Annotated in this window: 9 protein-coding genes and 1 other RNA gene; 2 read left to right on the top strand and 8 right to left on the bottom strand. The window is 43.2% G+C overall.

The window, feature by feature from the left end; genetic code table 11:
• Positions 1–172: 172 nt before the first annotated feature.
• Positions 173–269, bottom strand: an RNA gene (ffs, locus tag OV592_RS09415) — signal recognition particle sRNA small type.
• A 98-nt stretch (positions 270–367) separates the two neighbouring features.
• On the opposite strand from ffs, the gene OV592_RS09410 reads away from it, so the two are divergent.
• Positions 368–1120, top strand: coding sequence for a DUF547 domain-containing protein (locus tag OV592_RS09410; RefSeq protein WP_406611192.1), 753 nt, complete (start codon positions 368–370; stop codon positions 1118–1120).
• A 109-nt stretch (positions 1121–1229) separates the two neighbouring features.
• Here the strand turns inward: OV592_RS09410 and OV592_RS09405 are convergent, their stop codons facing one another.
• Positions 1230–1790 (bottom strand): hypothetical protein, encoded by a 561-nt coding sequence (locus OV592_RS09405; RefSeq protein ID WP_406611191.1) that lies wholly within the window; start codon positions 1788–1790, stop codon positions 1230–1232.
• Positions 1791–2017: 227 nt separating this feature from the next.
• The gene (gene pfkA, locus OV592_RS09400; RefSeq protein ID WP_016403613.1) at positions 2018–2980 is read right to left on the bottom strand and encodes a 6-phosphofructokinase; all 963 of its coding nucleotides are present in this window, start codon (positions 2978–2980) and stop codon (positions 2018–2020) included.
• 461 nt (positions 2981–3441) lie between these two features.
• Here pfkA and OV592_RS09395 point away from each other — a divergent pair, with 461 nt between their 5' ends.
• Positions 3442–3594, top strand: coding sequence for a hypothetical protein (locus tag OV592_RS09395; protein ID WP_016403614.1), 153 nt, complete (start codon positions 3442–3444; stop codon positions 3592–3594).
• Between the two features lie 51 nt (positions 3595–3645).
• Here the strand turns inward: OV592_RS09395 and OV592_RS09390 are convergent, their stop codons facing one another.
• The 5 genes from OV592_RS09390 to sucA all read right to left on the bottom strand — a co-directional run bounded on the left by OV592_RS09390 (position 3646) and on the right by sucA (position 12091).
• Positions 3646–5733: a hypothetical protein gene (locus tag OV592_RS09390; RefSeq protein WP_406611190.1), complete on the bottom strand. Its 2088-nt coding sequence runs from the start codon at positions 5731–5733 to the stop codon at positions 3646–3648.
• A 216-nt stretch (positions 5734–5949) separates the two neighbouring features.
• Entirely contained in the window at positions 5950–6822 is an 873-nt protein-coding gene (gene sucD / locus OV592_RS09385) for a succinate--CoA ligase subunit alpha (RefSeq protein WP_016403616.1), read from the bottom strand.
• Complete coding sequence (gene sucC, locus OV592_RS09380; protein WP_016403617.1) at positions 6822–7988, bottom strand: ADP-forming succinate--CoA ligase subunit beta; 1167 nt, start codon at positions 7986–7988, stop codon at positions 6822–6824. The genes sucD and sucC overlap by 1 nt, the downstream gene beginning before the upstream one ends.
• Positions 7989–8080: 92 nt before the next feature.
• Positions 8081–9268 (bottom strand): 2-oxoglutarate dehydrogenase complex dihydrolipoyllysine-residue succinyltransferase, encoded by a 1188-nt coding sequence (odhB, locus tag OV592_RS09375; protein ID WP_016403618.1) that lies wholly within the window; start codon positions 9266–9268, stop codon positions 8081–8083.
• Between the two features lie 21 nt (positions 9269–9289).
• The gene (gene sucA, locus OV592_RS09370) at positions 9290–12091 is read right to left on the bottom strand and encodes a 2-oxoglutarate dehydrogenase E1 component (protein ID WP_406611189.1); all 2802 of its coding nucleotides are present in this window, start codon (positions 12089–12091) and stop codon (positions 9290–9292) included.
• Between the last annotated feature and the right edge of the window lie 67 nt (positions 12092–12158).

Here is a 12158-nt window from a genome sequence, read left to right as displayed (position 1 = left end):
CACTAAATAGCTGAAAGAAATGGCTTACTTGTCCTGTCTCATTAATAACAATAAGCAGCGCCATTTACACCAATACTAAATGTGTTTCTGCAATAAAATATATGCTGAGTATTAGAGAGGAAGAAACGTGAGAAATCTTATTAAATTAGTAGCTTATAAGATTGGGTGGCAACCCTACCAGCCACATCCCGGCACTCGAGTCGTCTGCTGCGGTTGCTCCCTTCCGGGCCTGGCCGAGTTCACAGAGTATCAATGCGGGAGGACCAATAGGGCCACCATAGATGAGCTTCCGAAGAAGCGAGGCTATTCTCGCTTAAGCCTTGCGGTTTTGCAAACGCTAAAAACGCTTTTTAACCCTGTAAAGCGTTTGTTTGCTCAAGTTTTAATCCTTATTAGTTTAATTGCATCACCATTGGCCTTGGCGGAATCTTTTGATCACTCGCAATGGGATGGTTTGCTTAAAGAATATGTTCATTGGCCGGTGGCCAATCAAGAAAGTCGAGTAGACTACGCAAACTTTGATCGACAAGAATTGCAGGCTTATTTAGACAAATTGGCAAGCATCACGCAAAGTGAATTTGATACATGGTCTGATAACGAACAACTGGCATTTCTAATTAATGCATACAACGCTTATACCGTGCAGTATATTCTTAGCGCCTATCCTAACATTACTTCTATTCGCGATTTGGGTAACTTGTTTCAGTCCCCTTGGAAGAAAAAACGCTTTATGCTGTTTGGCGAGAAAGTCAGCCTTGACCATATCGAACACGATTTAATTCGACCCGGTTACAATAATCCACACATTCATGCCGCGGTAGTGTGTGCGGCTATTAGCTGCCCTCCTCTGCAGAGCGTAGCCTTTACTGGAAAAGCCGTTGAGCAACAACTCACCCAAGCGTTTAGAGAGTTTTTACATAGCAACAAAAACTATTATGACGACGAAAATGAACGGCTTTACCTCTCTTCAATCTTCAAATGGTACAAAGGTGACTTTGAAGGTGGCCTTAATAACTACTTAAGCCAGTATGCTGCAGATTTACGCGTAAGCCCTGAGCAAGTTAAAAAGGCTAAAATATCTTACCTAGATTACGATTGGTCGTTAAACGACTATCGCTAATGAACTAGATAGCCCAAGAGCCAAATTAAATAATTGAAGAGAACCTTATCATTGGGTATTTAGCTTAAACGCAGAGCTTTAAACAATAGTTAAATACCCACTTACCTTACTACGGTCCATAGAATGGGAAGTGCCAATGAGAAACTCCAGAAAAAACGAAATTCATTTCTTTAGTTTGCTTTTCTGGTGTTAGAACACTAGCGACCATCTTTACCTTGAGCTCACTATCTCTTTCGACATTAATGTCCAACTTAGGCTTAAGAAAAAGATATTTACAGTCTTGATTGAAGCTAGTAAAACCCCAGTCAAAATCAGTGAACACACGTCCTGAGTTAGTTGTCACAACAACCTCCTCCACTATGAAATTAGTTTGTATATCATAGCTCGAACCTCGTTCAATTGTGCACACTACGCTAGGTAGCTTATAAGGACTTGTTTCTGGATCTTGGTAGTAACGCTTTGAGCCGCGAGGCGCCATATCAACAAAAAGATTGCCTACTCGGAAGTTTTCACATTTCTCTTCATCTATCACCACGCTATACCCATTTAGACAGCCAGCTTTATTTGGACCCACCACTTCGCTGTAAGTCCCTGTTTTTGTGGGCACTCCAAAACAAGCACTTAGCAAGATGCTAACGAGCCCCAAAAAGGCTGCATGCATATATTTCATTTTACTTTCCTTAGTACAGTACCTTCATACCTAAGAATGTATGGTCTACCTACCATGTCTTTGACTAATCAATTCTACATAAGCCATATAACTTTATAATTTGTCTACTGTATTGTGTTTAGCTGAGTATTTGAAGCCTACCTTCACATATGAAAAAGCCCCTAATAGTTGTTTGCCAACTATTAGGGGCCAGTATTTTTAGATGATTTTACAGTGGTTCTAGTTTCTTAGAACAAGCACTTAGATAAGTCGTACAACTCTTCGTTGAATGGGCGTTTCATGTTTTCAATACAATCGATGATGTCGTGATGAACCATCTTGTTGTTTTGAATACCGATACAACGTCCACCTTCACCTTCTAGTAGAAGGTCTACGGCGTATGCACCCATACGGCTAGCCATTACGCGGTCACGACCAGTTGGTGTACCACCACGTTGAATGTGGCCAAGAATGGTTGCACGAGTTTCGCGACCAGTGGCCATCTCGATACCAGCAGCTAGCTCATTCACGTTAGTAATGTGCTCGGTAATCGCAACAATAGCGTGTTTCTTACCTTTTTTCTGACCATCTTTAAGGCTGTTTAATAGCTCTTCACGATCAAAACCCTTTTCAGGAATAATCACGTATTCTGCACCACCGGCGATGCTAGCTTGCATGGCTAAGTCGCCACAGTAGCGACCCATGATTTCGATCACAGAAATACGGTTGTGGGAAGAAGAGGTATCACGAATACGGTCAATCGCGTCAATCACTACGTTTAGCGCAGTATCGAAACCGATGGTGTAATCAGTACCTGCAATATCGTTGTCGATAGTGCCTGGCAAACCAATACATGGGAAACCCATTTCAGTTAGCTTTTTAGCACCCATGTAAGAACCGTCACCGCCCACTACTACAAGCGCTTCGATGCCGTGTTTCTTCATGTTTTCTACTGCTACTTCACGGGTAGCAAGTTCTTTAAATTCTGGGAATCGAGCTGAGCCCAAGAACGTACCACCACGGTTGATAACATCAGAAACGCTGTAACGATCCAACTTCTTAATGTTGTCTTCGTATAAGCCCATGTAACCGTCGTATACGCCGTATACTTCAATATCTTTAGATAACGCACTACGCACAACTGCACGTACCGCAGCATTCATACCAGGGGCGTCGCCGCCACTTGTTAAAACACCAATTTTCTTAACCATCATTCCCTCACAAAGCTGAACTGACCAAAACTTACGTAATAATTCAACAATTCCTTCGTGCCTGCCTTTTAATGCTTTTTTGCTTTTATTGGCTTAACTTGGCTGCACGAAACAACAAATATTCTTTTAACAGCACTAGAATCGGCGACTTAACAATTCCAACCCACTGTTTTTATGAGCGCGCATTTTGCCACGCAAAGGGTAAAAGTTTTATGACCCTAATCAGATAACGCCCACATTTTGAAACAAATTTTCATCCTTGTCCAAGTATAATGACAAGGCTTGCCCCCGATTATAGAAGGAATTTGGCTTTCTGCTTATTTTGAGCAATTTAGCGGCAAACGGGCTCAAAACACAAAGTAAACACTTCACCTTTCCTTCACATTTGTGTAACATTGCGCCCTCAAACTTGTGCCGACCATAAGGTCATAAGTTTGATCATCGTATATATAGGGAATCCCATGAAGACTGATCTTCAATATGCTATCGAACGAAACGTAGCGACCAATCGCCGCGCTGTAGAGAACTACAACTTACTACGCCAACAAGAGCAAAACCTTGCAGCCGAAGCACTAGAGTTAGTATTAGACAGCGAAAGCTTAGCCAATAACTAATTTGCTTGCTGCACACATAAAAAAAAGGGGCTAAAGCCCCTTTTTTAGTGTTTATTTAGATTCGGCCACAGGCTCTATTGAGTGTAGCCCAGGCGATAAGTGAATAACTCCGCCGGCATCATTATCCAAAGATAGAATGTTGGTTTTACTGATGCGGTGTCGATAGATTTCACGCAGATATTTAATCGCATTTTCCACGTTCTTAAAGTCCAAACGAATATCGTTAATCGATACAAACTTATCAGCTTCGCCAATCAACTCTCGATATTTCTTCTCATACATTGGCTTAATAGCATACCAATTGGTATCTAAGATTTTGGCTGGGTTTTCAAACTCCCATAAGAACTCTTGTAACTCTTCTGGCTTAAACTCATCTTGGGTAATAAAGCGCAGTATTGCTTGGTCAATATCATCGTTATAACGATACTCTTCTTTAGCAAAACAACGTTTAATATAAGCAACCACCAAGGTCAAAAAGTCATCACTCAAACATGGGCTTTTGGCTACCAAAGTCGTTAAAGACAAGTTTGCTGAAGCGCCAATTACCAAGGCATAACGCTTTAAGGTCGTGTTAGGGAACAGCTTGTTAATATGCACTTTCAGCTTGTTAAGGTCCATAAACGACAGTTTGTAGTCTTTTGGCAAAGAGATAATAGAAATTACCGACGAACAATGCTTGAAGAAGTGTAAGTCGTTTAGCTCTTCTGCATTGTATTGGCTGTCTTGATACTTCTTCAATGACTGCTTATAACGCTGCGATTCAATAGGCAAAATACTAATGCCTTCAATGGCTTGGGTATCTCGGTTAAAGTGCGGTAAATCGATAGAGCGGAAAAACAGCTCATCAATATCCACGTCATCATTCACCGATTTATTTACTACGCTCTCCGCGTAAGCGACCGCTACAGGGCCTGCCATACTCATGAATAAATCGTTTGCATCTAAACGTACGGTTTCTGAAATATCAATGCCTGCACGACGGAAGTAGTTTTCGTCGTAATCAGTGGTTACCGCTTGCGCGGTTAAGATATTGAATATTTGTTGAGAGATATACTGATTGGCATATTTCTCCATGGTGTTTACGTCAATATCTTTGCCGTTTTCGCTTTCTTCTTGCTCTACATAACGCATGATATCGTTAGAAATCAACATCATAGAGTTCCAAGGGCGAATCCGCTTCATCACATCTTCGGGCGTATCGTTGCTTTCACGCTCTACGTTATACGAGAAATCCCACTCTTCAGAAAGGTACTTACATAACAAACGGCCGGCGTTGATATGCAGCGCTTCAGACACCTCGATACTGCTACCCGAGATATTAGGCAGGATACAAATGCCTGAAGTGAAAATAGGTTCAAAAACAAAAGAATCACGCTTATCGGGTTGATTAGATGGCGAAACTTGATAATCAAAGGTTTTACTTAGGTAAGAAAACTGCTGAGCAAGGCCAAACTCGGATGCCATGCCAGAACCAGTACCACCACCGGCACTAAATATATAGAAGTAAAGGCGCGATTGGTTAGCTTTAATGCCGCAAGAGTCAACCAAGTAAGAGTGAATGTGACGCCAATCTTCATTTCTAAAGCTGGCAGTTTCCTTATTTAAAATAATCTTAGCTAAGTACTGGCCTAAAATTGGCGCGTTACCTGCGCCTCCGGCGTGTACTTCAGATAAGTCCATCAACTGGAGCTTCTTGTATTCATCGAGAAACTTTTGGCGACCGGCTTGAGAGGAGTACTTAATGCGCCCGGCAATGTCTTTATCTAAATCGCCTACCAGCACCACGGGTTCAATTAAAAATACTGGGTTGTCACCGTTACCGTTATCCAGTGGCAAATGATTTTTAATCCAACGCATCGGTTTAAATTCACGCTCCTGAGCAAGTTGGTCTTGATACTCTAACTCGTTAAGGTAGTGATTACGGGAGTTGTATACCAAAGTGGCTACATCAAGTGCTATGTTTGATCCGCAGCGACCAAGGCCAATTAAGCAAACAGAGGGGAAACTTTGTTCTAATAAGTCTTTTTCTTCAGACAAATTAGGAAAGATATTCTGTCTAACTTTGTCGAGGTTACCTAGAATTTTCTCTAGGCTACTCTCTGTGTAATACAAATGTTCTATAGGAAGAGAATCCTTCATAGTTCATCCTTGTCGTTAGTCTAGTAATTATTTTATTTTTATCCCTTCATCCTTGTTCATTCCCCGCTTAAAAGCAAGTTATTCAGCCCCTTAACAATGGTTATTGTGATAATAGTAAGTCGCTTACAAATCTATGCGTTCATACCACCAAAGAGCTAACAAATTTTAGCCAATAAAAAAGGCGCCCAAAGGCGCCTTATTGCATTAAGTTGAAAATTACCAACCGGTAACTTCACGCAATGCTTTACCAATATCGGCAAGACTACGTACAGTTTTAACACCTGCATCTTCAAGAGCAGCAAACTTGTCTGCGGCAGTACCTTTACCGCCAGCGATAATGGCACCGGCGTGGCCCATACGCTTACCCGGAGGAGCAGTAACACCAGCAATGTAAGAAACTACAGGCTTGGTTACATTTTCTTTAATGTAAGCTGCTGCTTCTTCTTCTGCGCTACCACCAATTTCACCAATCATTACAATTGCTTCAGTTTTTGGATCGTTTTGGAACATTTCCAAAATGTCGATGAAGTTAGAGCCTGGAATTGGGTCACCGCCAATACCTACACAGCTAGACTGACCGAAACCTTCGTCGGTAGTTTGCTTAACTGCTTCGTACGTTAGTGTGCCTGAACGAGACACAATACCAACTTTACCAGCTTTATGAATGTGGCCTGGCATAATACCAATTTTACATTCATCAGGCGTAATAACACCCGGGCAGTTAGGACCAATCATACGTGCGCCAGCTTCATCTAATTTCACTTTAACTTCTAGCATATCCAAAGTTGGAATGCCTTCGGTAATAGTGATGATGATTTTAATGCCAGCTGAGATAGCTTCTAAAATAGCGTCTTTACAGAAAGGAGCTGGCACGTAAATTACTGTAGCATCTGCGCCAGTAGCTTGTACCGCTTCACTTACTGTATTGAACACTGGAAGACCTAAGTGAGTTTGACCGCCTTTACCAGGTGATACACCACCTACCATTTGCGTACCGTACTCAATAGCTTGCTCAGAGTGGAAAGTACCTTGACCACCAGTGAAGCCTTGACAGATCACTTTAGTGTTTTTGTCGATTAGAATGCTCATTACTTGGCCTCCGCTGCTTTAACTACTTGCTCTGCAGCATCAGTTAAGCTGGTAGCTGCAATAATGTTAAGGCCTGACTCAGCCAAACGTTGGGTACCTAACTCAGCATTGTTACCTTCAAGGCGAACAACAACTGGTACACTCACACCAACTTCTTCTACAGCGCCAATAATACCGTCGGCGATTAGGTCACAACGTACAATACCGCCAAAAATGTTTACCAATACGGCTTTTACTTTGTCGTCTGACAAAATAATCTTAAATGCTTCGGTAACACGTTCTTTGGTTGCGCCGCCACCAACATCTAGGAAGTTAGCCGGAGAACCGCCGTGTAGTTGAACGATATCCATAGTACCCATCGCTAGACCAGCACCGTTAACCATACAACCAATGCTGCCATCGAGCGCTACGTAGTTTAGCTCCCATTGTGCGGCATGTGCTTCACGCTCATCTTCCTGCGAAGGATCGTGCATTTCGCGTAGCTTAGGCTGACGGTACATCGCATTTGAATCGATGTTAATTTTACCGTCTAGGCACACTAAATCACCACTACCGGTAACCACTAGCGGGTTAATTTCTAAAAGCGCCAAATCGTGGTCAGTAAACATTTCTGCAAGACCAACAAAGATCTTAGTAAATTGGCGAATTTGAGCGCCTTCAAGGCCTAATTTAAACGCTAACTCACGCGCTTGATAAGCTTGAGGACCTACTAAGGGATCGATAGCCATTTGGTGAATCAACTCTGGCGTTTCTTCGGCAACCTTTTCGATTTCCATGCCGCCTTCAGTTGATGCCATAAATACAACGCGACGCGTTGCACGGTCGACAACCGCGCCTAAGTAAAGCTCGTTAGCGATGTCAGAGGCTTCTTCTACCAAGATTTTTGATACAGGTTGGCCATTAGCATCAGTTTGATAAGTGACTAAGTTTTTGCCTAACCATTGTTGAGCAAATGCCTTAATTTCTTCTTTATCAGACGTTACTTTTACGCCGCCAGCTTTACCGCGTCCACCTGCGTGAACTTGAGTTTTTACTACCCATGTAGAGCCAGGGATTTTGCCCGCAGCTTCAGCTGCTTCTTGTGGGGTATCACAGGCGTAACCTTCTGGCACTGGCAAGCCATAGTCGGCAAATAATTGCTTGGCCTGATATTCATGCAAATTCATGATGTTCTATCCATAGTGTTAGGGGATACATTAGAGGTGCTGAACACCTTTCCGAATAAGGGCCTGAAAACCAGGCCCAATACAAACTTTTATTACACGTCGAGCAATAAGCGTGTTGGGTCTTCGAGTAACTCTTTAATGGTTACTAAGAAACCAACTGACTCTTTTCCATCTACCAAGCGGTGGTCGTAAGACAACGCTAAGTACATCATTGGTAAAATTTCTACCTGGCCGTTCACTGCCATTGGGCGGTCTTGAATTTTGTGCATGCCCAAAATAGCGCTTTGTGGTGGGTTAATAATTGGCGTAGACATTAACGAGCCAAATACACCACCGTTAGTAATTGTAAAGTTACCACCGGTTAATTCATCAACGGTTAACTTACCATCACGACCTTTAATAGCCAGCTCACGGATGCCTTTTTCGATATCTGCAACGCTTAGCAAATCACAGTCACGCAGTACCGGCGTTACCAAGCCACGAGGTGTTGATACAGCGATACTTACGTCGAAGTAATTGTGGTAAACAATTTCATCACCGTCGATAGACGCGTTAACTTCTGGGAAGCGTTTTAACGCTTCAACAACTGCTTTTACGTAAAAAGACATAAAGCCTAAACGAATATCATGACGCTTTTCGAATACGTCTTGATATTGCTTACGCAAAGTCATAATTGGCTTCATGTTAACTTCATTGAAGGTCGTTAACATTGCAGTGGTATTTTTAGCTTCCAACAAACGTTCAGCAACACGCTTGCGTAAACGTGTCATAGCTACACGCTTTTCGCTACGCGAAGATAGCGGCGCTTGTGGCGCAGCGGCCTCGGCTTTAGCTTCTTTGGCAGCTGCTGCAGGTTTAGCAATATGTGCTTCTACATCTTCTTTGGTTATACGACCATTTGGGCCAGAGCCTTTAATTGCAGAGGCATCAATACCCTTCTCTGCCACTAAACGACGTACAGAAGGCGATAATTCTTCGCCGCTATCAGCTTTATCGTTGCCGGCATCTGCAGCTTTAGTGCTAACTTCTTCGCCAGCAACTGCGCCTGCTTTCATCTTACCGATAACTTGCTGAGCAAGTACCGTTTCACCTTCAGCTTCAACAATCTCTTCAAGCACGCCAGCTTCCAATGCGGGCACTTCAAGCACAACTTTATCTGTCTCAATATCAACAATTACTTCATCACGCTCTACTGCGTCACCAGGCTGCTTGTGCCAAGTGGCAATTGTTGCATCAGCTACTGATTCAGGTAGGTCTGGCACTTTAATTTCAATGCTCATTAAGGCTTCCTTTATTCTTTTTTATTCAACTGTCAACGCATCAGTAACTAGAGCGCGTTGTTGTTTTAAGTGAAGGGACATATACCCAACCGCAGGTGACGCAGATGCTGGTCGACCAGCATAACGCAATTCTGCTCCGGCAGGGATTACAGATTTAAAGTGATGCTGGCTACTATACCAGGCACCTTGGTTAAGCGGTTCTTCCTGACACCAAACAAATCTTTCTACATGTTGATATTGTTCAAAAATTTGTTTCACGTCTTGGTCGGGGAACGGATACAACTGCTCAATACGTACCAAAGCAACATCAGTTTGTTCATTTTTACGGCGTTGCTCAAGCAAGTCGTAATAAACTTTACCTGAACACATTACTACTTGGCGAACCTGAGCTGGGTCGATATCGTCTAATTCACCGATAGCATTTTGGAACTGGCCTTCCGCTAACTCTTCTAAACTAGACACCGCTAGAGGATGACGAAGTAACGACTTAGGCGACATTACCACTAACGGGCGACGCATAGGGCGAACCTGTTGGCGTCGCAACATATGGTAAACCTGGGCAGGTGTAGATGGCACACATACTTGCATGTTGTGTTCTGCACACAATTGCAAGTAACGTTCTAAACGCGCCGATGAGTGCTCTGGACCTTGACCTTCATAACCATGTGGAAGCAGCATCACAAGGCCACACATACGACCCCATTTTTGCTCGCCAGATGATAAGAATTGGTCGATTACCACTTGGGCACCGTTAGCAAAATCACCAAACTGTGCTTCCCAAATAACTAAAGTAGAAGGCTCTGCAGTTGTGTAACCATATTCAAAAGCCAGAACTGCTTCTTCAGATAATACTGAGTCAAATAAAGCTAAGTGCCCTTGCTCTTCAGCAAGGTTTTTCAATGGAACATAGGTTGATGCATCTGTTTGGTTATGCAACACAGCATGACGGTGGAAGAAAGTACCACGGCCGGAGTCTTGACCAGTAATACGGATATTTTGCTTCTCATCAAGCAAGCTTGCATAAGCTAAATTTTCTGCAAAACCCCAATCAAGTGGTTTTTCACCTAAGGCCATTAAGCGGCGATCATCGTTAATTTTCTTAACTCGAGGGTGCAGCTTATGTTCTTCTGGTAACTTGGTTAGCCTTTCACCAAGATCTTGAATAGCTTCAACGGGTAACGAAGAATCGTAATCCATATCCCATTCATGACCGAGGTATGGACGCCAATCAACACTGTGCTCAGTCATTGGGCGCCATTCTTCAACAACGCAATCCCCATTATCTAGTTGATCACGGTAGCCGTTAACCAACGCAGTAGCCTCTGCGCTATCTAATTGACCGCGCTCAACTAACACATCTGCGTAAAATTTACGTGGCGTTGGGTGCTTCTTAATTTTTTGGTACATCAAAGGCTGAGTTGCATTTGGCTCATCAGCTTCGTTGTGACCATGGCGGCGGTAACATACCAAATCAATAACTACATCACGCTTAAAGGTATTGCGGTAGTCCAGCGCCATTCGGCTAACAAAAGCAACCGCTTCTGGATCGTCGCCATTTACGTGGAATATTGGCGCCTGCACCATTTTTGCAATATCAGTACAGTATTGGGTTGAGCGAGTGTCACGCGGATTGGAGGTAGTGAAACCAACTTGGTTATTCACCACAATTCGCACTGTGCCGCCAACTTTAAAGCCACGCGCTTGTGACATATTAAAGGTTTCTTGCACAACACCTTGGCCAGCAATGGCTGAATCACCATGGATGGTAATTGGTAAACAGTTCTCTCCCGCGCGACGATCTTGTCGAGCACGAACTGAGCCCATCACTACCGGATTTACAATTTCTAAATGCGATGGGTTAAAGGCTAACGACATATGCACGTTGCCACCAGGAGTAGCAAAGTCTGAACTAAAGCCTTGGTGGTATTTAACGTCACCAGTGCCCCAAGTGTCGTCGTGTTTGCCGGCAAACTCATCAAACAATTCTGATGGGTTTTTACCCAGTACATTTACCAGTACGTTTAAGCGACCGCGGTGAGCCATGCCCACAACAACCTCTTTAGTGCCTTGAATACCCGCAGAACGAACGATCTCTTTAAGCATTACCAGCAAGCTATCGCCACCTTCCAACGAGAAGCGTTTTGCCCCTGGGAATTTAGCGCCTAGGTATTTTTCTAAACCCTCTGCTGCTGTTAAGCTTTTAAGAAAGCGAATTCGGTCTTCTTGTGTAAAGTCGCCCTGCCCTTCAACAGACTCTAAGCGGCTTTGAATCCAACGCTTTTCGTCAGTATCGGTAATGTGCATGTATTCAGCACCGATAGAGCCACAGTAGGTTTTTAATAAAGACTTATGTAAATCTTTAAGTGCCATGGTTTCTTTACCAATGGCATACGAACCTACGTTAAACGTTTCTTCAAAGTCTGCACTATCTAAGGCATGAAACTCTGGAGATAGGTCGGCTACGCGTTCTTGTTGCCATAAACCTAAAGGATCCAGTTGCGCATGCTGATGTCCGCGAAAGCGGTAAGCATTAATTAACTGCAATACTTTAACTTGTTTGGCACCGTGTTGAGGGTCTTCAACCGGAGAACTAAAACGAGAGGTATCTTTCGCTAAACGGCGAAAGTAGTCACGAATAGGAGCGTGAGGGGTATCTTCAGATGTACCTTCCACAGCTGGAAGCTCAGCGAACACTTCCTGCCATTGTTCAGATACAGAAGAAGGATCTTCTAAATATGCCTCATAGAGGTCTTCCACATAGGTCGAATTAGCACCAGCTAAATGCGAGGACTCTAGCCAGGCCTTCATTACGCCATTTTGCATTTAAACGCTATCCCTTTATTTTCTACGTCACTGTATGACTTTATAGGGTTTTATAAAAAAATAGCCA

Source organism: Agarivorans sp. JK6 (genome assembly GCF_045277145.1).
GTDB classification, from domain to species: domain Bacteria; phylum Pseudomonadota; class Gammaproteobacteria; order Enterobacterales; family Celerinatantimonadaceae; genus Agarivorans; species Agarivorans albus.
This window is presented reverse-complemented; position numbering and strand designations above follow the sequence as displayed.